Origin of the sequence: Bacillus sp. JJ1521, assembly GCF_036965165.1 — a bacterium.
Lineage (GTDB): Bacteria > Bacillota > Bacilli > Bacillales > Bacillaceae_L > Ferdinandcohnia.
Genome location: NZ_JBALOX010000039.1, coordinates 1 through 219, shown reverse-complemented (window position 1 = coordinate 219; position 219 = coordinate 1). Strand labels below are relative to the sequence as shown.

General features: G+C 42.5%; 1 rRNA gene. It reads right to left on the bottom strand.

The features are described from left to right. Positions 1–28: 28 nt before the first annotated feature. A 5S ribosomal RNA gene (rrf, locus tag V7147_RS06975) occupies positions 29–144 on the bottom strand. Positions 145–219 lie beyond the last annotated feature (75 nt).

The following is a 219-nucleotide window of genomic DNA, read 5'->3' as shown; positions in this document are numbered from 1 at the left end:
CAGCTGAGCTAATCCTCCGTCTTCTCCAACCTAGCGACGTCCTACTCTCACAGGGACAAAGTCCCAACTACCATCGGCGCTGAGAAGCTTAACTTCCGTGTTCGGTATGGGAACGGGTGTGACCTTCTCGCTATCGTCACTAGATAAGGTAAAGACAAGATATTATTATACTATCTTTAGAAAATATTTCAAGAAGAAATTTTCATTCCTTCAAAACTA